At 69.3% G+C, this 22,405-nt stretch carries 22 protein-coding genes; 17 read left to right on the top strand and 5 right to left on the bottom strand.

The window, feature by feature from the left end:
- Nucleotides 1-396: 396 nt before the first annotated feature.
- On the bottom strand, nucleotides 397-1,170 hold the full coding sequence (locus tag AC1DTW_RS09390; RefSeq protein WP_477980784.1) for a ferredoxin--NADP reductase: 774 nt from the start codon (nucleotides 1,168-1,170) through the stop codon (nucleotides 397-399).
- 180 nt (nucleotides 1,171-1,350) lie between these two features.
- Here AC1DTW_RS09390 and AC1DTW_RS09385 point away from each other — a divergent pair, with 180 nt between their 5' ends.
- From AC1DTW_RS09385 to AC1DTW_RS09325, 13 genes are all read left to right on the top strand, one after another.
- A complete protein-coding gene (locus AC1DTW_RS09385; protein ID WP_477980783.1) occupies nucleotides 1,351-2,949 on the top strand; it encodes a 6-hydroxynicotinate reductase in 1,599 nt (532 codons plus the stop codon).
- A gap of 9 nt (nucleotides 2,950-2,958) precedes the next feature.
- Nucleotides 2,959-3,861 (top strand): UPF0280 family protein, encoded by a 903-nt coding sequence (locus AC1DTW_RS09380; protein WP_477980787.1) that lies wholly within the window; start codon nucleotides 2,959-2,961, stop codon nucleotides 3,859-3,861.
- Between the two features lie 49 nt (nucleotides 3,862-3,910).
- Complete coding sequence (locus tag AC1DTW_RS09375) at nucleotides 3,911-4,567, top strand: amino acid synthesis family protein (protein ID WP_477980782.1); 657 nt, start codon at nucleotides 3,911-3,913, stop codon at nucleotides 4,565-4,567.
- A 16-nt stretch (nucleotides 4,568-4,583) separates the two neighbouring features.
- Nucleotides 4,584-5,168, top strand: a complete 585-nt coding sequence (locus AC1DTW_RS09370; RefSeq protein ID WP_477980781.1) for an amino acid synthesis family protein — start codon at nucleotides 4,584-4,586, stop codon at nucleotides 5,166-5,168.
- A gap of 58 nt (nucleotides 5,169-5,226) precedes the next feature.
- A complete protein-coding gene (locus AC1DTW_RS09365) occupies nucleotides 5,227-6,435 on the top strand; it encodes an ABC transporter substrate-binding protein (RefSeq protein WP_477980780.1) in 1,209 nt (402 codons plus the stop codon).
- A 22-nt stretch (nucleotides 6,436-6,457) separates the two neighbouring features.
- Nucleotides 6,458-8,347, top strand: a complete 1,890-nt coding sequence (locus tag AC1DTW_RS09360) for an ABC transporter permease (protein ID WP_477980779.1) — start codon at nucleotides 6,458-6,460, stop codon at nucleotides 8,345-8,347.
- Nucleotides 8,344-9,117: an ABC transporter ATP-binding protein gene (locus tag AC1DTW_RS09355; RefSeq protein ID WP_477980778.1), complete on the top strand. Its 774-nt coding sequence runs from the start codon at nucleotides 8,344-8,346 to the stop codon at nucleotides 9,115-9,117. Before AC1DTW_RS09360 ends, AC1DTW_RS09355 begins: the two co-directional genes overlap by 4 nt.
- A complete protein-coding gene (locus AC1DTW_RS09350) occupies nucleotides 9,114-9,848 on the top strand; it encodes an ABC transporter ATP-binding protein (protein ID WP_477980777.1) in 735 nt (244 codons plus the stop codon). Before AC1DTW_RS09355 ends, AC1DTW_RS09350 begins: the two co-directional genes overlap by 4 nt.
- Nucleotides 9,849-9,899: 51 nt before the next feature.
- Nucleotides 9,900-10,619 (top strand): bifunctional nicotinamidase/pyrazinamidase, encoded by a 720-nt coding sequence (gene pncA, locus AC1DTW_RS09345; protein ID WP_477980776.1) that lies wholly within the window; start codon nucleotides 9,900-9,902, stop codon nucleotides 10,617-10,619.
- Nucleotides 10,620-10,626: 7 nt separating this feature from the next.
- Complete coding sequence (locus tag AC1DTW_RS09340) at nucleotides 10,627-11,091, top strand: (2Fe-2S)-binding protein (RefSeq protein WP_477980775.1); 465 nt, start codon at nucleotides 10,627-10,629, stop codon at nucleotides 11,089-11,091.
- Nucleotides 11,088-14,675 carry a molybdopterin cofactor-binding domain-containing protein gene (locus tag AC1DTW_RS09335; protein WP_477980774.1) on the top strand — a complete coding sequence of 1,196 codons (3,588 nt, stop codon included), beginning with the start codon at nucleotides 11,088-11,090 and terminating at the stop codon, nucleotides 14,673-14,675. The genes AC1DTW_RS09340 and AC1DTW_RS09335 overlap by 4 nt, the downstream gene beginning before the upstream one ends.
- Before the next feature lie 19 nt (nucleotides 14,676-14,694).
- Nucleotides 14,695-15,060: a nuclear transport factor 2 family protein gene (locus AC1DTW_RS09330; protein ID WP_477980773.1), complete on the top strand. Its 366-nt coding sequence runs from the start codon at nucleotides 14,695-14,697 to the stop codon at nucleotides 15,058-15,060.
- A gap of 74 nt (nucleotides 15,061-15,134) precedes the next feature.
- The gene (locus AC1DTW_RS09325; RefSeq protein ID WP_477980771.1) at nucleotides 15,135-15,935 is read left to right on the top strand and encodes an isocitrate lyase/PEP mutase family protein; all 801 of its coding nucleotides are present in this window, start codon (nucleotides 15,135-15,137) and stop codon (nucleotides 15,933-15,935) included.
- Between the two features lie 12 nt (nucleotides 15,936-15,947).
- Here AC1DTW_RS09325 and AC1DTW_RS09320 read toward each other — a convergent pair whose 3' ends face one another.
- The 4 genes from AC1DTW_RS09320 to AC1DTW_RS09305 form a co-directional block, all read right to left on the bottom strand.
- Nucleotides 15,948-16,415: an SET domain-containing protein gene (locus AC1DTW_RS09320; RefSeq protein WP_477980770.1), complete on the bottom strand. Its 468-nt coding sequence runs from the start codon at nucleotides 16,413-16,415 to the stop codon at nucleotides 15,948-15,950.
- Nucleotides 16,416-16,517: 102 nt separating this feature from the next.
- Complete coding sequence (locus AC1DTW_RS09315) at nucleotides 16,518-17,135, bottom strand: PEPxxWA-CTERM sorting domain-containing protein (RefSeq protein WP_477980769.1); 618 nt, start codon at nucleotides 17,133-17,135, stop codon at nucleotides 16,518-16,520.
- Nucleotides 17,136-17,412: 277 nt separating this feature from the next.
- Nucleotides 17,413-18,099, bottom strand: a complete 687-nt coding sequence (locus AC1DTW_RS09310) for a PEPxxWA-CTERM sorting domain-containing protein (protein WP_477980768.1) — start codon at nucleotides 18,097-18,099, stop codon at nucleotides 17,413-17,415.
- Nucleotides 18,100-18,379: 280 nt separating this feature from the next.
- Complete coding sequence (locus AC1DTW_RS09305; protein ID WP_477980767.1) at nucleotides 18,380-19,015, bottom strand: PEPxxWA-CTERM sorting domain-containing protein; 636 nt, start codon at nucleotides 19,013-19,015, stop codon at nucleotides 18,380-18,382.
- Nucleotides 19,016-19,299: 284 nt separating this feature from the next.
- Between AC1DTW_RS09305 and AC1DTW_RS09300 the strand changes: the two genes are divergently transcribed.
- Genes AC1DTW_RS09300 through purU form a run of 4 tightly spaced genes read left to right on the top strand, consistent with a single transcriptional unit; the run spans nucleotide 19,300 to nucleotide 22,401 of the window.
- A complete protein-coding gene (locus AC1DTW_RS09300; protein ID WP_477980766.1) occupies nucleotides 19,300-20,223 on the top strand; it encodes a branched-chain amino acid transaminase in 924 nt (307 codons plus the stop codon).
- A gap of 11 nt (nucleotides 20,224-20,234) precedes the next feature.
- Entirely contained in the window at nucleotides 20,235-20,453 is a 219-nt protein-coding gene (locus tag AC1DTW_RS09295; RefSeq protein WP_477980765.1) for a zinc-finger domain-containing protein, read from the top strand.
- A 4-nt stretch (nucleotides 20,454-20,457) separates the two neighbouring features.
- The gene (gene waaF, locus AC1DTW_RS09290; protein ID WP_477980764.1) at nucleotides 20,458-21,462 is read left to right on the top strand and encodes a lipopolysaccharide heptosyltransferase II; all 1,005 of its coding nucleotides are present in this window, start codon (nucleotides 20,458-20,460) and stop codon (nucleotides 21,460-21,462) included.
- Nucleotides 21,463-21,516: 54 nt separating this feature from the next.
- The gene (gene purU, locus AC1DTW_RS09285) at nucleotides 21,517-22,401 is read left to right on the top strand and encodes a formyltetrahydrofolate deformylase (protein WP_477980763.1); all 885 of its coding nucleotides are present in this window, start codon (nucleotides 21,517-21,519) and stop codon (nucleotides 22,399-22,401) included.
- Nucleotides 22,402-22,405: the final 4 nt, after the last annotated feature.

The following is a 22,405-nucleotide window of genomic DNA, read 5'->3' as shown; positions in this document are numbered from 1 at the left end:
GCGCGAGGGGTACCCTGCGATGCTCGGTCTCCTGGCCCGTCGCCGAACTCGCTCCGTTCGCTGCGCTCACTGCACTCAGACAGCCGCGACGAGTCAGTTGACGAAGCGCGCTGCGCGCGCGGCCAGGAGCCCTGCGCTTCTCGGCGTCGCACACAGCCCACCGGCCGGCCACCCCGCACCGGCTCGGGCACCGTCGAGCGCTTCGGCGCCGCAGTCCTCAGCGGTGGTGCAAAGGCGAGAGCGGGCAGGCCGGCGAGGGCATCAGGAAGCCAGCGCCGAGCAGCGCAGGGCACCCCCGACGCAGTCGGGGGCGCGGCTTCAGCCCTCGCCGGCCTGCCCGCTCTCGCCTTCGCCGCTCCAACGCCCGCGAGCAGTGCTGGCTTCATCCCGGAGCGCTCATTGCTCGGCGAACGCGCGCTCGATCACGAACGCGCCGGGCGTCGAGGTGTTGCCCTCCTTGAAGCCGCGGTGTTCGAGCATGTGCTTCAGGTCGCGCAGCATGCCGGGGCTGCCGCAGATCATCACGCGGTCGTGTTCGGGGTCGAGCGCCGGCAGGCCGAGGTCGGCGAACAGCTTGCCGCTTTCCATCAGGTTCGTGACCCGGCCCATGTTCTTGTAGGCCTCGCGGGTCACGGTCGGGTAGTAGCGCAGCTTGCTGCTGATCATGTCGCCGAGGAACTCGTGCGCCGGCAGGTGCTCGGTGACGAGGTCGTGGTACGCGAGCTCGTCCTTGGTGCGCACGCCGTGCACCAGGATCACCTGCTCGAAGCGCTCGTAGGTGTCCGGGTCGCGGATGATGCTCATGAACGGTGCCAGGCCGGTGCCGGTGGAGAGCAGGTAGAGGTGCTTGCCCGGCGTCAGGTAGTCGATCACCAGCGTGCCGGTCGGCTTCTTGCCGACGATGACCGTGTCGCCGACCTGGATGTGCTGCAGCTTCGAGGTCAGCGGGCCGTCGGGCACCTTGATGCTGAGGAACTCGAGGTGCTCTTCGTAGTTGGCGCTGACGATGCTGTACGCGCGCAGCAGCGGCTTGTTGTTGACGCGCAGCCCGATCATCGTGAAGTGGCCGTTCGAGAACCGCAGCGCCGGATCGCGCGTGGTCGTGAAGGTGAACAGCTTGTCGGTCCAGTGGTGCACGCTCAGCACACGTTCTTCGTTGAAGGCGCTCATGGTCGGGGTCCAGCGGGTGGGAGTTGCTCGGTTGCGTCGGCCGTTGCATTGGCAAGGGCGGCCATGTAGTATCCGCAACACCGTCGTTCAGTAAATACTACATGAAACGATGGCGCCGCGATTGATCACGGTCAACTGATCAGGGTCTACCCCAATCGTACCGCGAGGACCGAAACCGACATGGCCGAGCACACAAAGACCGACGGCCTGCCCGAGACGATGCCCGAGGCGTCGGTGCCGCCGGTGCTCGACCGCTCGCGCCCGCGCAACGAGCGCATGGCGAGCGACAAGATCGAGTGCAACGCCTGCCCGGTGCTGTGCCAGATCTCGCCCGGCAAGACCGGCGCCTGCGATCGGTATGCGAACGCGCAGGGCGTGCTGGTGCGGGTCGACCCGGTCGTGCTGCTGCGGCGCACGCTCGAGAGCGCCGACGCGGCGCTGGTGCCGTTCGCGGCGCGCGGCGCCGAGACCGAGGCTGAAATCGCCGCGAACCCGCTCGCCACGCAGGACGAGGTCTTCGTCACCGGAATCGGTTCGGGCACGACCTATCCCGACTACAAGCCGGCGCCGTTCATCGTCGCCTCGACGGTCGACGGGGTCGACATGGTCACCGTCGTCACCGAGGGCATCTTCAGCTACTGCAGCTTCAAGGCGAAGATCGACACCGACCGCTGGCTCGGCCCCGAGCAGGCGAACGTGCGCTGCAAGGGCGAGGTCGTCGGCCACGTCTCGACGGCCGAATACGGCTCGCAGATGCTGTCGCTCGGCGGCGTTCACCACCTGACCGGCGGCAGCAAGAAGGAAGGCCGCGTGACCTGCGAGATGATGCTGGCGCTCGGCAACAAGCAGGCGGTCGAGCTGGCGATCGACGGCGGCTCGCAGATCGTGATCCAGGCCGGCAAGGCGCCGATCGTCAACGGCAATGAGGAGCAGCGCATGCGCGTCGGCTGCGGCTCGGCGACGGTCGGCATCTTCGCGAAGCAGTTCTTCGGCTGCGCCGACGAGGTCGTCGTCGTCGACGACCACATCACCGGCGTGCTGACCCAGCACCAGGCCGGCCGCTGCCTCGACATGCGGCCCTCGGGCATCAGGATCCGCGGCCGCAAGTCGACGCCGGGCCGCTACTTCCAGGTCGCGAACCCGGGCACCGGCTGGGGCGGCACCGACCTCGCCGATCCGCTCGCGATCGTCGAAGGCTGGGACGAATCGCTCGCGTGGCCGGGGCTGACCTTGCTGATGGTCTCGACGACCGGCGAGCACGCCGCGTGGTACGAACTCGACGCGACGCTGACACCGCAGCCGCGCGCGCTGCCGGCGCCGGTTCGGGCCGTGGTCGAGCGCATCGGCGAGAACTGCGAACCGTCGCTCGCGACCGTGCTGTTCCTGGCGGGCGCCGGCGGCAGCCTGCGCGCCGGCGTCACCGACAACCCGGTGCGCCTGACGCGCTCGATCAAGCAGGCCGTCGTCAACGTGACCTGCGGCGGCGCGCCGGCCTATGTGTGGCCCGGCGGCGGGATCACCGTGATGGTCGATGTCGCGCGCATGCCCGACAACAGCTTCGGCACCGTGCCGACGCCGGCGATCGTCGCGCCGATCGAGTTCAGCATGAAGCTGGCCGACTACCGCGCGCTCGGCGGGCACCTCGCGCAGGTGCGATCGCTCGCCGATGCGCTCGCGCGCGGCGCCTGGCACGACGACGGCGCACCGACCGCGCGCCGCTTCGAGGCGCTGCCAGCCGCGAACCCATGGCCGCTCGGGCAGCCGCCGCTGCTCGGCTGAAGACTGATGATGCAGCCGCAACGCGCCCCCCTGCCCGGCGGCCGCTGGCATTTCCAGCACGGCCCGATCGACCTCGTGATCGGCGCCGACGGCGAGACGCGCGCGCTCGAGATCGCGCACGATGCGGCGTGGGCGCGCTTCCAGACCGTGCTGCCGGAGCTCGTCGCCGAGCTGCGTGCGCTGCGCCTGCCGGTGCGCGGCCCGTGCCCGCTGCAAGGCGTGATCGCGCGCCGCATGTGGATCGCGTGCCGGCCCTACCACGCGCAGTTCATCACGCCGATGGCGGCGGTCGCCGGCGCGGTCGCGCAGGAGCTGATCGCGTGCTACGAGCGCGACGGCGTGCGGCGTGCGTGGGTCAACAACGGCGGCGACATCGCGCTGCACCTGAGCCCGGGCGCATCGGTCAAGGTCGGCCTGTTCGCCGATCTCGCGCGCTTCGACCCGGCCGACGGCGCGCCGCGGATCGACGGCGATTTCGAGATCGGCGCGGCGCTGCCGGTGCGCGGCGTCGCGACCAGCGGCTGGCGCGGCCGCAGCTTCTCGCTCGGCATCGCCGACAGCGTCACCGTGCTCGCGCGCAGCGCCGCGATGGCCGATGCGGCCGCGACGGTGATCGCGAACGCGGTGAATGTCGACGACGCGCGCATCGAACGCCGGCCCGCGAACGAACTGAAGGACGACAGCGATCTCGGCGAGCTTCCGGTCACCGTCAACGTGCCGCCGCTGGCCGGCGAGCAGGTGCAGGCCGCGCTTCTGTCCGGGGTGCGGCGCGCCCGTGCGCTGCAGCGCGACGGGCTGATCCATGCAGCGCTGCTGGTGTGCCAACATCGCGCCAGCAGCGTCGATGCACCGCCGCCGTCGGTGCAGCTTCTGGCCACCGCGCCCGGCGAACTTGGTTCAGTATTTGCTTAATGAAAATCGAGATGCGAGACTTTTCCAACCTGCTGACGGAAGCCCTCCAGTGATCGCGATCCGCCGCGTCTTCACGCACGTCGAAGACATCCACCACGAGTTCGGCCCGGTCGCTGCGCTGCCGCTGCGGCGCGGCGCGATCGGCGCGGTGCTGACGAACCCGTTCGCGAGCCGCTACGTCGAAGACATCCTGCCGATGATGGATGCGCTGCAGCCGGTCGGCCTCGCGATCGCGCGGCAGCTGCTCGCCGCGATGGACGTCCCGGTCGAGCGCATCGAGGGCTACGGCAAGGGCGCGATCGTCGGCAGCGCCGGCGAGCTCGAGCATGGTGCTCTGTGGCATGTGCCGGGCGGCTATGCGATGCGCGAGCTGCTCGGCTGGAAGGGCGACGCCCAAGCCTACGCGGCCGGCAAGGCTTCGGCGCCGCCGAGCGGGCCGGTGGCCGCGCAGACCGCCAACGCGCTGGCGATCGTGCCGTCGACGAAGAAGGTCGGCGGCCCCGGTGCCGCGCTCGACGTGCCGATGACCCACATCAACGCCGCCTATGTGCGCAGCCACTTCGACGCGATCGAGGTCCGCGTGCCCGGCGCGCCGCTGGCCGACGAGATCGTGTTCATCCTCGCGATGAGCACCGGGCCGCGCGTCCACGCGCGCGTCGGCGGGCTGAAGGCGCAGGACATTGCGCAGTGGAACGGCCTGCGCTGACGAGAAGGAAAGAGACATGCTTGCGAAGATCCGAAAGCTCGTCGTCCAGGTCGACGAAACCCGCATCGAGATGGGCCGGCCGATCACCCCGCCGACGCGCCGCGCGCTCGCGATGGCCGTGATCGAGAACCCGTGCGCCGGCCGCTTCGAGGAGAACCTCGACGCGCTGATCGCGATCGGCGAAGAGCTCGGCGGCCTGCTCGGCGACAAGTGCGTCGCGGCGCTCGGCATCGCACCCGGCGCGGCGCAGAGCTATGGCAAGGCGGCGATCGTCGGCGAGGCCGGCGAGCTCGAGCATGCGGCGGCGATCCTGCACCCGAAACTCGGCGCGCCGCTGCGCCGCGCGGTCGAGAAGGGCGCCGCGCTGGTGCCGTCGGCGAAGAAGCGCGGCGGCCTCGGCACCGCGATCGACGTGCCGCTCGGCCACAAGGACGCCGCGTTCGTGCGCAGCCACTTCGACGCGATGGAGGCGCGCGTCGCCGACGCGCCGCGCGCGAACGAGATCGTCGTCGCGGTCGTCGTCACCGACAGCGGCCGGCCGCTGCCGCGCATCGGTGGCCTGCAGGCCCACGAGATCAAGGGCGAGGACGGGCTGCGATAGCCGACCGCCAGCGTCACCACCCGACACAATCACCGTCACGACTCTCAGGAGCTCCGCCATGATCCAACGTCGCCACTTCGGGCACCTTGCGCTCGCCGCCGTCCTTGCCGCCAGCGGACTCGCCGCCCATGCGCAGGGCACGATCAAGATCGGCGAGGTCAACAGCTACAAGGCGCAGCCCGCCTTCCTCGAGCCCTACAAGAAGGGCATGGAGCTGGCGGTCGAAGAGATCAACGCGGCCGGCGGCGTCAACGGCAAGAAGATCGAGCTGATCACGCGCGACGACAACGCGAGCCCCGGCGACGCGGTGCGCGCCGCCGAGGAGCTGGTCTCGCGCGAGAAGATCGACGTGCTGGCCGGCGCGTTCCTGTCGAACACCGGTCTCGCGCTGACCGACTTCGCGAAGCAGAAGAAGTTCTTCTACCTCGCCGGCGAGCCGCTCACCGACAAGATCATCTGGGCCAGCGGCAACAAGTACACCTACCGCCTGCGCCCCGGCACCTACATGCAGGCCGCGATGCTGGTGCCCGAGGCGGTCAAGCTGAAGAAGAAGCGCTGGGCACTGGTCTACCCGAACTACGAGTACGGGCAGTCGGCGATCGCGGCGTTCAAGGAATTGCTGAAGGCCGCGCAGCCCGATGTCGAGTTCGTCGTCGAGCAGGCGTCGCCGCTCGGCAAGCTCGACGCCGGCAGTGTCGTGCAGGCGCTCGCCGATGCGAAGCCGGATGCGATCTTCAACGTGCTGTTCGGCGCCGACCTGTCGAAGTTCGTCCGCGAGGGCAACACGCGCGGGCTGTTCCAGGGCCGCGAGGTCGTCAGCGTGCTGACCGGCGAGCCCGAGTACCTCGATCCGCTGAAGGACGAAACGCCGAACGGCTGGATCGTCACCGGCTACCCGTGGTACGGCATCCAGACGCCCGAGCACAAGGCCTTCTTCCTCGCGTACCACGCGAAGTACAAGGACTATCCGCGCCTCGGTTCGGTCGTCGGCTACACGATGATCAAGTCGATCGCGGCCGGCGTGAAGAAGGCCAAGGGCACCGAGGCCGACAAGCTCGCTGCCGCGTTCGCCGGGCTGCAGATGGATTCGCCGTTCGGCAAGTTCATGTTCCGCGCCGAAGACCACCAGTCGACGATGGGCGCGTTCGTCGGCAAGACGAAGAACGAAGGCGGCAAGGGCGTGATGGTCGACTACAAGTACCTCGACGGCGCGAAGTTCCTGCCGTCGAACGAACAGGTCAGGAAGCTGCGCCCGGCCGAGCTCTGAATGCCGAGCCGCGCCTGATTTCATGGACCTCTCCGGCCTCGTCGTCCAGCTCCTCAACGGCCTGGCCGGTGCCTCCTCGCTGTTCCTCGTCGGTGCCGGGCTGTCGCTGATCTTCGGCGTCACCCGCATCGTCAACTTCGCGCACGGCTCGTTCTACATGCTGGGCGTGTACGGCGCGTATGCGCTGGTCGAGAAGTTCGGCGGCGGCGCGTGGTTCTGGCCCGCGCTGCTGCTCGCGGCGCTCGCGGTCGGCGCGCTCGGCGCGCTGGTCGAGGTCGCGCTGCTGCGCCGCGTCTACCGCGCGCCCGAGCTGTTCCAGCTGCTGGCGACCTTCGCGCTGATGCTGGTGATCAAGGATGCGGCGCTGTGGCTCTGGGGCCCCGAAGACCTGCTCGGGCCGCGCGCGCCGGGGTTCACCGGCGCCGTCTCGATCCTGGGCCGGCGCTTCCCGACCTACGACCTGTTCCTGATCGTCGTCGGCCCGGCCGTGCTCGGCCTGCTGTGGCTGCTGCTGACGCGCACGCGCTGGGGCACGCTGGTGCGTGCCGCGACGCAAGACCGCGAGATGGTCGGCGCGCTCGGCGTCAACCAGGCCTGGCTGTTCACGGCCGTGTTCGCGCTCGGCACGATGCTCGCGGGCCTGGGCGGCGCGCTGCAGCTGCCGCGCGAGCCGGCCAACCTCGGGCTCGATCTGCAGACGATCGGCGATGCCTTCGTCGTCGTCGTCGTCGGCGGCATGGGGTCGATCCCCGGCGCGTATGTCGCGGCGCTGCTGATCGCCGAGGTCAAGGCGATCTGCATCGGCATCGGCACGGTCGATGTCTTCGGCGTCGCGTTCTCGTTCTCGAAGCTGACGCTGGTGGTCGAGTTCCTGGTGATGGCGATCGTGCTCGTCGTGCGGCCCTGGGGCCTGATGGGCAAGGCGCAGGCGGCGAGCCGCAGCGCCGCGCCGCCGGAGGCACCGCTGCGCCGTGCCGACCGGCTGACGAAGATCGCCGGCGGCGTGCTGCTGCTCGCGCTGCTCGCGTGGCCGGTCGCGACCGCGAGCTCGCCGTACCTCACGGTGCTCGCGATCGATCTGCTGACCGCGGCGCTGTTCGCGACCAGCCTGCACTTCATCATGGGCCCGGCGGGCATGCACTCGTTCGGCCATGCCGCGTACTTCGGGCTCGGTGCGTATGGCGCGGCGCTCGGCGTGCGCGCGTTCGGGCTGCCGATGGAGGCGACGCTGCTGCTGTCGCCGTTCGTCGCCGCGGCCGGCGCGCTGGTCTTCGGCTGGTTCTGCGTGCGGCTGTCGGGCGTCTACCTCGCGATGCTGACCCTGGCGTTCTCGCAGATCGTCTGGTCGGTCGTGTTCCAGTGGGACGACTTCACCGGCGGCAGCAACGGCCTGACCGGCGTCTGGCCGGCCGAGTGGCTCGCCGACAAGCGCACGTACTACTACCTGACGCTGGCGCTGGTGGTCGGTGGCGTGCTGCTGATCCGGCGCGCGCTGTTCGCGCCGTTCGGCTACGCGATGCGCGCCGGCCGCGACTCGCCGCTGCGCGCCGACGCGATCGGCATCGACGTCAAGCGCATCCAGTGGGTCGCGTTCGTGATCGCCGCGGTCTTCGCCGGGCTGGCCGGTGCGCTGTACGCGTTCTCGAAAGGCAGCATCTCGCCCGACGCGGTGGCCGTCGGCCGCTCGGTCGACGGCCTCGTGATGGTGCTGCTCGGCGGCCTGCAGACGCTCGCCGGGCCGATCGTCGGCGCGGTCACCTTCACCTGGCTGCAGGACGCGGTCGCGCGCAACACCGACTACTGGCGCGCGCTGCTCGGCGGGGTCATCCTGCTGCTCGTGCTCGCGTTCCCGCAGGGCATCGCCGGCTTCGTCGGCGGGGTGTTTGCACGCTGGAAGAAGGTCGAGGCATGAGCCTTCTGAAAGTCAACAACCTCGGCAAGTCGTTCGGCGGCAACCGCGCGGTCGACGGCATCGGCTTCGAGGTCGCGGCCGGCGAGCTGCTCGCGCTGATCGGGCCGAACGGCGCCGGCAAGACGACGACCTTCAACATGGTCAATGGCCAGCTGCGCGCCGACACGGGCTCGGTCGTGCTCGACGGCGTCGAGCTGATCGGCCGCAGGCCGCGCGACATCTGGCACCGCGGTGTCGGCCGCACGTTCCAGATCGCCGAGACCTTCGCGTCGCTGACGGTGGTCGAGAACGTGCAGATGGCGCTGATCTCGCTCGACGCGAAGCTCTATTCGATGTGGCGGCGCGCGGCCGACCACAGGCGCGACGAGGCGCTCGCGCTGCTCGCCCAAGTCGGCATGCAGGCGCAGGCCGATCGGCCGTGCAGCGTGCTCGCCTACGGCGACGTGAAGCGCGTCGAGCTCGCGATCGCGATGGCGAACGCGCCGAAGCTGCTGCTGATGGACGAGCCCACCGCCGGCATGGCGCCGAAGGAGCGCAACGAGCTGATGGCGCTGACGAAGCGCCTCGTCGTCGAGCGCGGCATCGCGGTGCTGTTCACCGAGCACAGCATGGACGTCGTCTTCGCGCACGCCGACCGCATCATCGTGCTCGCGCGCGGCCGCCTGATCGCCTCCGGAGCGCCGGCCGAGATCCGCGATCACCCGAAGGTACAGGAGGTCTACTTCGGCACCGGCAAGACCTTCGAGGCCAGGAAGGCGGCGACCGCATGACGACGAGCACGCCCTTGCTCGAGGCCACGGGCCTGAACGCCTGGTACGGCGCCGCGCAGATCCTCTACGACGTCGGCCTGCACGTCGGCCGCGGCGAGGTCGTCGCGCTGATGGGCCGCAACGGCGCCGGCAAGTCGACGACGCTGAAGGCGCTGATGGGGATGCTGGCGAAGCGCCAGGGCAGGATCTCGTTTCTCGGCCACGATGTCTCGAAGGCCGAGCCGCACGAGGTCGCGCGCCTCGGCCTCGGCTACGTGCCGGAAGATCGCCGCGTGTTCGCCGACCTGAGCGTGCTCGAGAACCTCGAGGTCGGCAAGCAGCCGGCGCGCGCCTGGGCCGACGGCAGCGCGGCGCCGCTGTGGACCACCGAGAAGCTGTTCAGGCTGTTCCCGAACCTCGGCGAGATGCCCGATCGGCCGGGCGGCCGCATGAGCGGCGGCGAGCAGCAGATGCTGACGGTCGCGCGCACGCTGATGGGCAACCCCTACCTGGTGCTGCTGGACGAGCCCAGCGAAGGGGTCGCGCCGGTGATCGTCGAGCAGATGGCGCTGATGATCCTCGAGCTGAAGGCGCAGGGGGTCAGCATCCTGCTGTCCGAGCAGAACATGCATTTCGCGGAACTCGTCTCCGACCGGGCGTACGTGCTCGAGAAGGGCCAGATCCGCTACCAGGCTTCGATGGCCGAACTCGCGGCCAACGAGGACGTGCGGCGCGCGTACCTGAGCGTGTAGTGCTCGGCGCGGCACGGCAACATCGTCATTCAATCCACCGGAGGTCCCGTCATGCACACCCCCCAGCGCAGAACCCTGTTGAAGGCCTTGTCCGGCGCCGGCCTGCTGGCCGTGACCGGCGGCAGCGCCTTCGCGGCCGCGAAGATCAAGCCGGACGCCGCGAGCGCGCTGATCGTCGTCGACGTGCAGAACTGCTTCGTCACCGGCGGCACGCTGCCGGTGAAGGAGGGCGAGGCCGTCGTGCCGGTGATCAACAAGCTCGCCGCGAGCTTCGGCAACATCGTCGTCACCCAGGACTGGCACACGCCGGGCCACGCGTCGTTCGCGAGCACGCACGCGGGCAAGAAGCCGTTCGAGACCACGAAGCTGAGCTACGGCACGCAGGTGCTCTGGCCCGACCACTGCGTGCAGGGCACCGAAGACGCCGCGCTGCACAAGGACCTGAAGCTGCCGACCGCGCAGATCATCATCCGCAAGGGCTTCCACAAGGAGATGGACAGCTACTCGGCCTTCGACGAGGCCGACCACAAGACCGCGACCGGCCTGGCCGGCTACCTGAAGGCGCGCGGCATCAAGACGCTGTACGTGACCGGGCTGGCGACCGACTTCTGCGTCGCCTGGACCGCGATGGACGCGCGCAAGGCCGGCTTCACGGTCTACGTGATCGAAGACGCGACGCGCGGCATCGACCTGAACGGCTCGCTCGCCGCGGCCTGGAAGCAGATGACCGCGAAGGGCGTGAAGCGCATCCAGTCGACGGATCTGGCCTGACGCCGCGGTGATCGCCCTGACGGTCAACGGCCGGCCGCACGCGCTGGCCGTGCCGCGCGACGCGCCGCTGCTGAACATCCTGCGCAACGACCTCGGGCTGAACGGCCCGAAGTACGGCTGCGGCCTGGGCGAGTGCGGCGCCTGCACGGTGCTGGTCGACGGCATCGAGGCGCGCGCCTGCGTGATCCCGGTCGGCGGGGTCGAGGGCCGCGCGATCACGACGCTCGAAGGGCTCGCGAACGCGGGTGCGCTGCACCCGGTGCAGCAGGCCTTCATCGACTGCCAGGCCGCGCAGTGCGGCTACTGCCTGAACGGCATGATCGTCAGCACGGTCGCGCTGCTGAAGCGCCACCCGCATCCGACCGACACGCAGGTGCGCGACGCGCTCGCGCACAACCTGTGCCGCTGCGGCACGCACCTCGAGATCCTGCAGGCGGTGCAGCGCGCGGCGCTGCTGATGGCGCCGGCATGACGAGCCGCCGTGCCGAGACAGCGACCTCGCGTGCGGACCTGCGTGCGGCCGATGGCGTGTTGCTCGTCTCGCGCCCGCCGCCGCCGGCCCCGGCACAGGCGAACGGCCAGCCGGCGACCGTCCCGTCGAATCCTGCCGAAGGTCCCGAAATCCTGCTCGCGGTCTGGGACGACGGCAGCGTCACCGCGTTGCATGGCCATGTCGACCTCGGCACCGGCATCCGCACCGCGCTCGCGCAGATCGTCGCCGAGGAGCTGGCGTGCGAATTCGATGCCGTGCACGTCGTGCTCGGCAGCACCGCGCTCGCGCCGAACCAGGGCGCGACGATCGCGAGCGCGTCGATCCAGATCCACGCCGAGCCGCTGCGGCGCGCCGCGGCGCAGGCGCGCGCGTGGCTGGTCGCGCAGGCGGCGCAGGATCGCCCGATCGACCTGCGCGAGCTGTTGCAGGGCCGGCATGTCGAGCTGACGCTGGCGCTGGACACGCCGCTGAAGCCGCCCGACGCGCACCGCATCGTCGGCCAGTCGCAGCCGCGCGTCGACATCCCGGCCAAGGCGACCGGCGCCGAGACCTTCGTGCATGACAAGCGCGTGCGCGGGATGCTGCACGGTCGCGTCGTGCGGCCGCCGTATGCCGGTGTCGACGCGGGCGAGTTCGTCGGCAACACGCTGGCCGCGGTCGACGAGGCGTCGATCGCGCACATCGAGGGAATCCGCAAGGTCGTCGTGATCCGCGACTTCATCGGCATCGTCGCCGAGCGGGAGGAGCAGGCCGACGCGGCGATGCGCGAGTTGAAGGTGACATGGAAAGCCTGGCCCGGCAGCGCGCCGCTCGCGGGTGTGCCAAACGCGCTGGAGAACGCGCTGCGCAACAACCCGGCCACGCGCCGCGTGCTGGTCGAGCAAGGCGATGTCGACGCGGCGATCGCCGCCGCCGCGCCGGCGATGCAGCGCAACTACGTGTGGCCGTACCAGCTGCATGCGTCGATCGGCCCCTCGTGCGCGTTGGCCGACTGGCGTGGAGACACGATGACCGTCTGGGCCGGCACGCAGAACCCGCACGTGCTGCGCGCCGACCTCGCGACGCTGACCGGCCTGCCCGACACCGCGATCGACGTGGTCCGCATGGAGGCCGCCGGCTGCTACGGCCGCAACTGCGCCGATGACGTGGGGGCAGACGCGGCGCTGCTGTCGCGCGCGGTCGGCGCGCCGGTGCGCGTGCAGCTGACGCGCGAGCAGGAGCATCTCTGGGAGCCGAAGGGCGCCGCCCAGCTGATGCAGATCAACGGCGGGCTCGGCGCCGATGGCCGTGCCGCGGCCTACGACTTCCAGACCTCGTACCCGTCGAACGGCGCGCCGACGCTGGCGCTGCTGCTGACGCGCACGATCGAGCCCGAGTCCGCGGCCTACGAGATGGGCGATCGCAGCGCGGTGCCGCCCTACGAGTACCGCAACCTGCGCGTCGTCGCGAACGACATGGCGCCGATCCTGCGCGCCTCGTGGCTGCGCGGCGTCTCGGCGCTGCCGAACTCGTTCGCGCACGAGTCGTATGTCGACGAGCTCGCGACCGCGGCCGGCGCCGATCCGGTCGAGTTCCGGCTGCGCCATCTGAACGACGACCGCGCGAGCGAACTGGTGCGGGCCACGGCCGCGCGCGCCGGCTGGCTCGCGCACACGCAGCCGCAGCAGCAGCTGCCCGCCCGCACACCGGCCGGCGACGTGCTCAGGGGCCAGGGCTTCGCGTACGCGCGCTACGTGCACAGCAAGTTCCCAGGCTTCGGCGCCGCGTGGGCTGCGTGGGTCGCCGATGTCGAAGTCAATCGTGCAACCGGCGAGGTGCATGTCAGCCGTGTCGTCGTCGGCCACGACGCCGGCTTGATGATCAACCCGGCCGGCGTGCAGCACCAGATCCACGGCAACGTGCTGCAGACGAGCTCACGCGCGCTGAGGGAGTCGCTGCCGGTCGACCCGAAGACGAACCTGCCGGCGAGCCGCGAATGGGGCAGCTACCCGATCCTGAGCTTCCGCGAGGTGCCGGTCGTCGAGGTCATGATGATGCCGCGGCCCGGCGAGCCGCCGCTCGGGGTCGGCGAGTCGTCCTCGGTGCCGGGCACCGCGGCGATCGCGAACGCGATCTTCGATGCGACCGGCGTGCGCTTTCGCGAACCGCCGTTCACGCCGGAGGTGGTGCGTGCGGCGTTGAACGTCGCATCGGCGCCAGATGCGCCGGCGCCGCCGCCGGGCTTGATCRCCGGCGCGGCGCCGGTGCCGCCGCGCGATGCGCCGTGGCCGCGCCGGCGCAGCGTCTGGGCGAAGGCGGGCGCGCTCGCGGTGGGCGGCTTGGGCGTCGCGGCCGCGCTGCTCGGCTGGCGAGCCGCGATCGCGCCGGTCGCGGCTGGCAGCGCCAGTGTGTACACCGCGGCGACGATCGAGAAAGGCCGCGTGCTCGCAGCGGCCGGCGACTGCGTCGTCTGCCACACCGCGCCAGGCGGCGTGCCGAACGCCGGCGGCCGCGCGATGCAGACCGCGTTCGGCACCGTCTACACGACGAACCTGACGCCGGATCCGGTCAGCGGCATCGGCACCTGGTCGTTCAGCGCGTTCCAGCGCGCGATGCGCGAGGGGGTCTCGCGCGACGGCAAGCACCTGTACCCGGCGTTCCCGTACCCCGCGTTCACGCAGACCAGCGACGACGACCTGACCGCCCTGTACGCCTACCTGATGGCGCAGCCGCCGGTGGCCTCGACCGTGCCCGAGACGAAGCTCGCGTTTCCGTTCAGCCTGCGGCCGCTGATGGCCATGTGGAACGCGCTGTACCTGACGCCCGGCCCGGCGCCCACGGTCGCGACGCGATCGGCCGAATGGAACCGCGGCGCCTACCTCGTCAACGGCCTCGGCCACTGCGGCGCCTGCCACACCGCGCGCGATGCGCTCGGCGCCGAGAAAGGCGGCCGTGGCTACCTGGGCGGCGCGATGGTCGAAGGCTGGGAAGCACCGCCGCTCACATCGCTGAGCCATGCGCCGCTGCCGTGGACCGAGGCCGAGCTGTTCGACTACCTGCGCTTCGGCCACTCGACCACGCACGGCAGCGCGAGCGGGCCGATGGCGCCGGTCGTGCAGCAGCTCGGCGCCTTGCCCGACAGCGACCTGCGCGCGATGGCGAGCTACCTCGCGTCGTTCAACGACGGCGCGGCCGGCGTTGCGCCGAGGGCGCCGGCACTCGTGGCGCAAAGCAACACCCGCGAAGCCATCGGGGCTGGCGCGGCCCAGCGCCTGTTCACGACCGCCTGCGGTGCCTGCCATCACGACGGCAGCGGCCCGCAGCTGCTCGGCCAGAACATCGCGCTGGCGCTGAACACGAACCTGCACAGCGCGCGGCCCGACAACCTGCTGCGCGTGATCCTCGACGGCATCCGCGAGCCGGCGACGCGAGACATCGGCTTCATGCCCGCGTTCCGCGACAGCCTCGACGACGCGCAGGTCGCCCAGCTCGCCGCCTACATGCGCCGGCGCTTCGCGCCCGACAAGTCGGCGTGGGAAGATTTGCCGGCGGCCAGTGCGCGCGTGCGCGCGTCGGCGCACTGATCCAATCGAGGAGATCGAGATGCCCAGCCGGGAACACATCGACGCCTTCGTCCGCATGGTCGAAGCCGGCCAGTACGTCGAGGCGATGGAGGTCTACTACGCCGCCGACGCGACCGCGCAGGAGAACAACGAGTCGCCGCGCGTCGGCTTGCCGGCGCTGATCGCCCACGAGCGCAAGACGCTCGCGACCGCCGGCCGCGCGCAGGCGCGCTGCCTGACGCCGCCGATCATCGACGGCGACAGCGTCGTGCTGCACTGGGAGTTTGTCTTCCCGTCGACTGCGGGCGCGGCGCTGCGGCTCGAGGAACTGGCCTTGCAGACCTGGCGCGGCGACAAGCTCGCGGCCGAACGCTTCTTCTACGATCCGCGGCAGCTGCGGCGCTGAGCCGATCCGCCGACCTGCCCGCCGACGCGCGCACGCGTTGCGCGGCAGAATGGCGCGAACCGACGGAGACCCACATGACCGACACCCCTCGTCCGAGCCCCTCCGACAAGGCCACCCGCTTCGCGCAGCTGCACCGCGGCTCCGGCATCTTCGTGATGCCGAACCCGTGGGATGCCGGCACCGCGCAGCTGCTCGCGAAACTCGGCTTCGAGGCGCTCGCGACCTCGAGCGCCGCCTGCGCGATGGCGCTCGGCCGGCGCGACGGCGAGATCTCGCGCGACGAGGCGATCGCGCACGCCCGGGCGATCGTGCTGGCGACCGATCTGCCGGTCGCCGCCGATCTGGAGAACGGCTTCGGCCATGCGCCGGCCGATGCCGCGCTGACGATCCGCCTCGCCGGCGAGGTCGGCCTGTGCGGCGGTTCGATCGAGGACGCGAGCGGCGACCCCGCCAAGCCGCTCTACGATTTCAACCACGCGGTCGAGCGCGTCGCGGCGGCGGTCGACGCGGCCCGCGCGCAGCCGTTTCCGTTCACGCTGACCGCGCGAACCGAGAACTATCTGCGTGGCAAGCCCGATCTCGACGACACGATCAAGCGCCTGCAGGCCTTCGAGAAGGCCGGCGCCGACGTGCTCTTCGCGCCCGGCCTGCCCGATCTCGACGCGGTGCGCACGGTCTGCGCGTCGCTGACGAAGCCGGTCAGCTTCATGAACAGCATCAAGGGCAAGTCCTTCAGCGTCGCCGAGCTGCAGGCGGCCGGCGTGCGGCGCGTCAGCCTGGCGACCTCGCTGTACCGCGCGGCGATGGCGGGCCTGCAGTCGGCCGCGCGCGAGGTGAAGGAAACCGGAACCTTCGGCTACCTCGATCGCTTGTGAGCCGCGTCGGGCTCAGAGCCGGCCGACGCACCCCGGCGCGCCGCAACGGCAGCGCAGCTTGCCCTCGTGGTGCGTCTCGCCGTAGTTCACGGTGAGTTCCTCACCGGCGTTCACGTCGCGCATCGCATAGAACTCGACCCGCCCCTGACGGATGCGCAGCACCGCGTTCGGCTGGCACGAGTGGTTCGTGAAGCGCAGCGGGTCGGTCGACTGCGATGCGTCGATCGCGCGCTTGTCGCTGAGCTCGACGATCATGATCCGCGCAACGCCCTTCGCGCGGCGGCGCGCCTCGCGCACGCTGATCGCCTCGCCGCGGATCTCACCGATCTTGCGGCGCGCGGGAACCGGCTCGGCCGCGAACGCGCCCTGGCCGTCGATGCGGCTGCGCCGAACATCGACCGCGTATTTCTGCGGGCCGGGCCGTGGGACGGCGGTCGACGAGGGCGCAACAGCGGGGGGCAGCGACTGCAGAACAGGCATGGCGCCGATTGTCGCGCGCTGGGATACGAGCGAGGGCGAGCGATCTGGCAGCGAAACACCCCGCCGAAGCGGGGCTCTTGTTGCGCGGGGACCTCGCGAAATTCAGGCTTGCTGCTGGCGGCGGCGCGCCATGAAACCGACCACGCCGAGACCGGCGAGCATGAGCGCGTAGGTTCCAGGCTCGGGGACGGGGGGGGTGACAGGAACCTGTGCGGAGAAGTGATGCCCACCATCGCCGCCATAGGCGTTATTGTTCTCCGTGTCGAGCCAAGCGACCTTGACCACGGGCCCAGACAAGTCGACGCCGGCGTCCGTAAATTGAAATACGAAGGTCATCGCCGATCCGGTCGAGGAGCCACCATTTGTATTGTCGTAACAGAAGTACGCTGTGCCACTGCCGTTGCACGTGGGCGAAGAGCCCGCCGGCAGGCCTCCAGCATGGTAGGCCCAATCCGCGTACACGGGCGGAGAGGAGATCAGCGACACGTTACTGAAGGTCCCGCCTGGATTGATGGCCACGGCCGTCAAGAAGGTCGCGCCAAAGGTATTGCCAATGGCGTCAATGCCGAGTGTGAGCTGATAGACGTCGCCCCCGAGTGAGAGGTACGAAGAGGTATAGGTGACGCCCTCTGAGTCGACGGCCCGTGCGGGCGTGCTCCACAAACCGATGGCGACCATCGAAGCTGCAAGAATCGACATCCGTGAAATGGAAAGGCTCATGTTGAACTCCTGAAGGTGTTGCTCAGTGAGAAGCCGAGTAGCGCCTTCGTCCGGAACTTCCTCCCCGGCTGTGGCGCACTTGCACTCTGTGCCTTGTGGTCGAACTACACAAGCTGTTACACCCCCTAAAGTCCTGATACCAAGTCCCCTACCTTGGACCTTGAAATTGCCGAGCGACCTGATCTTCGGAGCGGTCGTCGAGGTTCGGATTCGGCAAGGAAACAAGCCCCGCCGCAGTGCTGCGGCGGGGCTGCTGTCGACGCAAACGCTCGGTGGATCAGGTTTGCTGCCGACGACGACGCGCCATGTATCCAACCACGCCGAGACCTGCGATCAGCATGGCATAGCTTCCGGGCTCGGGGACGGCCGTGGGGATCAGGAAGAAGGACTCGTACCCGTCCACATCGCCGGTCCACACGGCACGGAAGGTCACGATGTCGGTCGAGGCATACGGCGTCAGATCGATCGAACTGAGAAGCCAGTCGTAGAACCCGTTGCCGTTGAAGGCGGTCGCCGCGAGGTTCTGGGAGCCGCTGAATTCGTAGACGATGGTGCCACCGACAGACACATCGAAGAGGGTGAGCGTCTCGCTCGCGGCGCTCGTCGTGTTGACGTCGATCCCCACATCGAACGTCTTGCCGGCGAAGCTCTCCAGGTAGCCCACGGTGTAGTCGGTCACCAGCGGAACGCCGTTCTGACCTGCCGTGTTCGGATCACTGGTGATGTCGTGATCCGCCCCGCCGCCGCCCTGCTTGTAGTTGAAATAATCCATGGTCTGCTGGCCACCTGGGCAGCTTTGGCCAGTGATGATGCATTGGATATCCTGCGGCTGGGTGGTGTTCTTCTGGGTGACGTCCGTCAGTGTCAGGGGGGTCTGGGCGCCGACGGGCCCGGCGAACGCCGCCAGCGCGAGAGCCGCGCAGGGCGGAACCAAGGCTGAGATCTTCAACAACATTGCATTCATAGCAATCTCCTAGTGAGCTGGTGACGCACCGTGGCGGCAGCCATGAGGCAAGCTCTCGACCAACCTCCACCTTGCAGACTGTCCGCTTTGCTTCCCATCGACACAAGATGTCACGGCCCCTAAGGTACAGGCCTTGCGGCCCCTAGCTTGAGGCTTGAATTTGCTTGGGCGCCTGACGCGTAACCGCGGTCCGCACGCGTGGTTCGAGCGTCCAGAAACGACAAAGGCGCCCCGAAGGGCGCCTTTGCTCTGCGGGCTCGGCTTGCCGCCGAGCCGACGATCAGGCTTGCTGCTTGCGGCGGCGAGCCATGAAGCCGACCACGCCGAGGCCGGCGAGCATCAGCGCGTAGGTCTCGGGTTCCGGAACTGGCGGAGTGACGTCGGTCACGCCGACAGCGCCGGTAGCGCCGTTGCCGATGATGTCGGCTGCGAAGTAGGCGTTGGGATTCCCTGCCGTGCTCTTCGAAAGAAAATCGGCCACGCTTGCGTTCAGCACGGTGAACGTCAGAGGACCGGACGCCGGGCAGTTGCCGTTGCAGTCGCCGAAAATGCCGAAGTTGAAATTGCCGAACGGAGAGTTACCGCCGGGGTTCGTCGCCGCATACAGCGTGGCGCCTCCGCCAGTCATGCTGATGGCCGTGATGTCACTCAGCGCGACACCTGTCGCGTTGAACGTGAACGCCGCATGCGCGGTCTGGGGGTTGCCTGTGTTGACGAAATCAAATGGGTCATTGACGGCGACAGAGAAGGTGACGTTAGCGCCGACTTGCTCGAGCGTGACACTGCCATAGTTGCCAGGGCTCGGAAATTGGCTCCCGCCGTCGTTGAACGTATAGCTGTCCGCGAAGGCGGGCAGGGCGAGGGCTGAGATCGCTACGGCGGCGGCAGCGCCAAGAACAGAACGAGAAAGCTTCATGAAGACTCCTAAGACAGACGTTTGAGGACAATCGCCGGTCGTTTCTCACAAAAACATCTCTGGAGCGATTCGGCTTGGGCGGATTGTTACTGGATGCTCGCTATGGGCCTAGCGTTCTGGCCCCCCGGGTTGCGGGGGGCGGCGGACCGAAAGCGATGCTTTTCTAGGGGGTTCGTGCTATTTCGAGCTCATCTCTTGCCGTGGCGACGCGGGGCGCTGCGCGGCGGGCGCCAGGGGTGGCGGCCGTAGAATCGCGCTCACTCGGAGGCAACTGGGAGCACGGGATGTCAATGGACGATCGCGACGGCAAGATCTGGATGGACGGGAAGATGGTGGACTGGCGCGACGCCAAGATCCACGTCCTGACCCACACGCTTCATTACGGCTGCGGCGCTTTCGAGGGAGTACGTGCTTACAACACCGTCAATGGCACCGCGATCTTCCGGCTCCACGAGCATACCGAGCGGCTTTTCAACAGCGCGAAGATCCTGCGCATGAAGATCCCGTACTCGTTCGAGCAGGTCATGCAGGCGCAGCTCGACGTGGTCCGCGAGAACAAGCTCGAGTCGTGCTACCTGCGGCCGCTGACCTGGATCGGCTCCGAGAAGCTCGGCGTCTCGCCGAAGGGCAACACGGTGCACCTGATGGTCGCGGCGTGGCCCTGGGGCGCCTACCTCGGCGAAGAGGGCATGCGGCGCGGCATCCGCGTGAAGATCTCGAGCTACACCCGCCACCACGTCAACATCACGATGACGCAGGCCAAGGCGGTCAGCAACTACACCAACTCGATCCTTGCCAACATGGAAGCGACCGAAGACGGCTACGACGAGGCGATGCTGCTCGACGCGAACGGCTTCGTCAGCGAAGGCGCCGGCGAGAACCTGTTCGTCGTCAAGAACGGCGTGATCTACACGCCCGACCTGTCGGCCGGCGCGCTGAACGGCATCACCCGCAACACCGTGTTCGCGATCTGCGCCGACCTGGGGCTGAAGGTGGTCGAGAAGCGCATCACGCGCGACGAGGTCTACATCGCCGACGAGGCCTTCTTCACCGGCACCGCCGCCGAGGTCACGCCGATCCGCGAGCTCGACCGCATCGAGCTCGGCTCCGGCTCGCGCGGCCCGATCACCGAGAAGATCCAGAGCGCGTTCTTCGACATCGTGAACGGGCGCAATCCCAAGTACGCCGAGTGGCTGAGCAAGGTCTGAGGGCAGCAACGATGAGCCGCGAATCCCTGGCAAACCCCACCGCAAGCGTGGAGGTCACCGCGAAAGACCTGGAGGGTCCGGGCGTGGTGTTCTGCCCGAACCCGAAGATGCCGCTGTGGAGCGGGCACCCGCGCGTCTTCATCGATGTCGTGACGACCGGCATCGGCAAGTGCCCGTACTGCGGCACGGTCTACCAGCTGAAGGCCGGCGAGAAGGTCCACGCGCATTGACGCCGTGACGCGCTCGCTGGTCATCGCGCCGCAATGGATCGGCGATGCGGTGATGAGCGAGCCGCTGCTGGCACGCCTCGCCGCACGCGGCGAGCGGCTGACGGTCGCCGCGTTGCCCTGGGTCGCGCCGGTTTACCGCGCGATGGCGCAGGTCGCCGAGGTGATCGAACTGCCGTTCGCTCACGGCCGGCTCGACTGGGCCGCGCGTCGCCGCGTCGCCGCCGAGCTTCGCGGTCGCTTCGACACCGCGTACGTGCTGCCGAACTCGCTGAAGTCGGCGCTGATCCCGTGGCTCGCGCGCATCCCGGTGCGGATCGGCTATCGCGGCGAAGGCCGCGTCCTGCTGCTGAACCGGCGCTTGCCGAACCCGGCGGGCCGGCCGCCGATGGTGGCGTTCTACAGCGCGCTGGCCGGCTCGCCTGTGCCAGAAGGTGAGCGCCCACTGCTTAGATTCGATCAGCCGGTTCTCGATCAGGCGACGAAAGATGCGGGCGTGAGCCCCGGCGCCTACTGGGTCTTCGCGCCCGGCGCCGAGTACGGTCCGGCCAAGCTGTGGCCCGCCGAGCACTACGCCGAGCTCGCGCGTTCGCTGCACCGGCGGCACAGCCAGCCGGTGTTGCTGCTCGGTTCCGCGAAAGAGGCGGCGCTCGGCGCGCAGATCGCCGCGCATGCCCCGGGGGCCTGCCGCGTGCTGGCCGGCGAGACATCGCTGCAGGATGCGATGGCGCTGATCGCCGCGGCGCGCGGCGTTGTCAGCAACGATTCCGGCCTGATGCACGTGGCGGCTGCGTTCGGCGTGCCGCAGGCCGCGGTTTTCGGCTCGACCAGCCCCGAGCACACGCCGCCGCTGAACCCGCGCGCGCGGGTGCTGTGGCTGAAGGAAGAGCTGCAGCTCGACTGCGCACCGTGCTTCGACCGCGTCTGCCGCTTCGGCCACACGCGCTGCCTGACCGGCGTCAGCGCCGAGCGGGTCGAGGCGGCGCTCGAGAACGCGTCGTCCAGCCCCTGATCGTCGGCGGGCCGCGGGGCGTTCGTACAATCCGCGGGCAGCGAAGCTCCCCCCATGCCCAGTTCCCGCGAGTTCATCCTCACCCTGTCGTGCCGCGATGCCAAAGGCATCGTCTACGCCGTGTCCGGCCTCTTGTACGAGGCCGGCTGCAACATCCTCGACTCGCAGCAGTTCGGCGACGTGCTGAGCGCCGATGCGACCGGGCTGTTCTTCATGCGCGTGCACTTCGAGGCGCCCGACGCGCTCGCCGATCCGGCCGCGCTCGAGACACTGGTCGCGCCGCTGCGCGCGAAGTTCGCGATGGACCTGCGCGTTCACGCGCTCGGGCGCCGGCCTCGCCTGCTGTTGATGGTCAGCCGGCACGGCCACTGCCTGAACGACCTGCTGTTTCGCTGCCAGTCGGACCAGCTGCCGGCCGATATTGCCGGCGTCGTCTCGAACCACCCCGATTTCGCCGAGCTCTGCGCGAGCCACGGCGTGCCGTTCCACCACTGGCCGTTGCCCACCGGCGCGGACGCTGGCGCAAAGCGCGCGCAGGAGGCGCGGGTCGAGCGCCTCGTCAGCGAGCAGCAGATCGACCTGGTCGTGCTGGCGCGCTACATGCAGATCCTGAGCCCCGAATTCTGCGAATTCCTGAAGGGCCGCGCGATCAACATCCACCACAGCTTCCTGCCCAGCTTCAAGGGCGCGAAGCCGTACTACCAGGCGCACGAGCGCGGCGTGAAGCTGATCGGCGCGACCGCGCATTACGTGACCGCCGAACTCGACGAGGGGCCGATCATCGAGCAGGACGTCGAACGCGTCGACCACTCGCGCAGCCCCGAAGACTTCACCGCGGTCGGCCGTGACGTGGAGAGCGTCGTGCTGGCACGCGCGGTGCGCTGGCATGTCGAGCACCGGGTCCTGCTCAATGGCCGCAAGACCGTCGTCTTTACCTGAACGA

This window comes from Rhizobacter sp. P5_A1 (genome assembly GCF_056400745.1).
The sequence above is the reverse complement of the archived record's forward strand: the minus strand, read 5'-3'. Positions and strand labels throughout refer to the sequence as shown.

Coding starts and splice junctions, on each gene's coding strand:
- pncA (WP_477980776.1), top strand. CDS start 9,900: ATGCACACCCCCCAGCGCAGAACCCTGTTGAAGGCCTTGTCCGGCGCC.
- AC1DTW_RS09295 (WP_477980765.1), top strand. CDS start 20,235: ATGAGCCGCGAATCCCTGGCAAACCCCACCGCAAGCGTGGAGGTCACC.
- AC1DTW_RS09365 (WP_477980780.1), top strand. CDS start 5,227: ATGATCCAACGTCGCCACTTCGGGCACCTTGCGCTCGCCGCCGTCCTT.
- AC1DTW_RS09350 (WP_477980777.1), top strand. CDS start 9,114: ATGACGACGAGCACGCCCTTGCTCGAGGCCACGGGCCTGAACGCCTGG.
- AC1DTW_RS09305 (WP_477980767.1), bottom strand. CDS start 19,015: ATGAAGCTTTCTCGTTCTGTTCTTGGCGCTGCCGCCGCCGTAGCGATC.
- AC1DTW_RS09390 (WP_477980784.1), bottom strand. CDS start 1,170: ATGAGCGCCTTCAACGAAGAACGTGTGCTGAGCGTGCACCACTGGACC.
- AC1DTW_RS09380 (WP_477980787.1), top strand. CDS start 2,959: ATGCAGCCGCAACGCGCCCCCCTGCCCGGCGGCCGCTGGCATTTCCAG.
- AC1DTW_RS09360 (WP_477980779.1), top strand. CDS start 6,458: ATGGACCTCTCCGGCCTCGTCGTCCAGCTCCTCAACGGCCTGGCCGGT.
- AC1DTW_RS09330 (WP_477980773.1), top strand. CDS start 14,695: ATGCCCAGCCGGGAACACATCGACGCCTTCGTCCGCATGGTCGAAGCC.
- AC1DTW_RS09370 (WP_477980781.1), top strand. CDS start 4,584: ATGCTTGCGAAGATCCGAAAGCTCGTCGTCCAGGTCGACGAAACCCGC.
- AC1DTW_RS09325 (WP_477980771.1), top strand. CDS start 15,135: ATGACCGACACCCCTCGTCCGAGCCCCTCCGACAAGGCCACCCGCTTC.
- AC1DTW_RS09315 (WP_477980769.1), bottom strand. CDS start 17,135: ATGAGCCTTTCCATTTCACGGATGTCGATTCTTGCAGCTTCGATGGTC.
- AC1DTW_RS09320 (WP_477980770.1), bottom strand. CDS start 16,415: ATGCCTGTTCTGCAGTCGCTGCCCCCCGCTGTTGCGCCCTCGTCGACC.
- AC1DTW_RS09310 (WP_477980768.1), bottom strand. CDS start 18,099: ATGAATGCAATGTTGTTGAAGATCTCAGCCTTGGTTCCGCCCTGCGCG.
- AC1DTW_RS09355 (WP_477980778.1), top strand. CDS start 8,344: ATGAGCCTTCTGAAAGTCAACAACCTCGGCAAGTCGTTCGGCGGCAAC.
- AC1DTW_RS09300 (WP_477980766.1), top strand. CDS start 19,300: ATGTCAATGGACGATCGCGACGGCAAGATCTGGATGGACGGGAAGATG.
- purU (WP_477980763.1), top strand. CDS start 21,517: ATGCCCAGTTCCCGCGAGTTCATCCTCACCCTGTCGTGCCGCGATGCC.
- AC1DTW_RS09385 (WP_477980783.1), top strand. CDS start 1,351: ATGGCCGAGCACACAAAGACCGACGGCCTGCCCGAGACGATGCCCGAG.